1 pseudogene is annotated in these 1,262 nt (G+C 64.5%); it reads left to right on the top strand.

Annotated elements, in window-relative coordinates:
- The first annotated feature begins 65 nt into the window (after positions 1-65).
- Positions 66-1,224: pseudogene (locus tag MGN01_RS23240) on the top strand (IS3 family transposase).
- Positions 1,225-1,262 lie beyond the last annotated feature (38 nt).

Here is a 1,262-nt window from a genome sequence, read left to right on the forward strand (position 1 = left end):
TGACCTGACCGGCTGGCATTGGACCGGGCTGATTGCGAGGATCAGCCGGGACCGAAGGAGTGGACATGCGGCGCGGTCAGAAGACGGGTGCGGATCAGGTGGTGCTGGAACTGCGCCAGATCGAGGTTCAAACGGCACAGGGCAAGAGCTTGGCCCTGGCATGCAAGGAGGCGGAGATCTCCGAGCAGAGCGACGATCGCTGGCGCAAGGAATACGGTGGCCTGCAGATCGACCAGGCACGCCGAATGAAGGATCTGGAGCGTGAGAACACGCGATTGCGTCGGCTCGTAGCCGATCTGTCCTTGGAAAAGCAGGTGCTTGCGGACGTTGCTTCGGGACCCGAAGGGCAGCGCCAGCAAAACTTGTAGCCCCGGAGCGACGCCGGCAGGCCGTCGACGGCATCAGAGAGAGGGATGGTCTCTCAGAACGCCATGCCTGCCGTATCGTTGGCCAGCACGGTCGGCAGGCAACGCCACGTGCCGACCGTGCTGGCCGACGAGGATGCCCTGACCCGCGCCTGCCCGGGCGTCCGAGGACGGGCGCTACGGCTCCCGCCGCGTCACCGCGCTGCTGCAGGCGGCCGGGTGGCAGGTGGGCAAGGATCGGGTTCAGCGGATCTGGCGTCGCGAGGGGCTCGAGGTCCCGCAGAAGCACCGGCCGCGCAGCCGTCTTTGGCTGAACGACGGCTCCTGCGTGCGGCTGCGGCCACTCCATCGCAATCACGTCTGGAGCTTCGACGTCGTGCAGGGTCAGACCCAGGATGGTCGAAGCCTGCGCATCCTGACGCTGATCGACGAGCACAGCCGAGCCAGTCTCGCGCTGAAGGTTGCTCGGCGCATCAACAGCCTGGGTGTGATCGAAGCGCTGGCCGACGCGATGTGTCTCCATGGCATCCCTGAAAACATCCGCTGCGACAACGGACCGGAGATGATCGCGACGGCGCTACGCAAATGGGTCGCCAAGACGGGGTCTCAAATCCAGTACATCGCCCCAGGATCACCCTGGGAGAATGGCTACTGTGAGAGCTTTAACGGCAAGCTGAAGGAGGAGTGTCTACGCCAAGAGATCTTCTACTCGCTCAAGGAGGCGCAGATCGGGATCGGGATCTGGCAGAACACCTACAACCGTGTCAGGCCGCATTCGTCCTTGGGCGACTGGCCGCCCGCGCCTGTCACGGTCCCGGATCTGGCCTTCCGGCGACCCATGGCCGCTACCAGGCAGTAGCCTCTCAATCGGCTCGGTCCAAAATACCGGTCAGGTCA

Origin of the sequence: Methylobacterium gnaphalii (assembly GCF_007992215.1) — a bacterium.
Taxonomy (GTDB): domain Bacteria; phylum Pseudomonadota; class Alphaproteobacteria; order Rhizobiales; family Beijerinckiaceae; genus Methylobacterium; species Methylobacterium gnaphalii.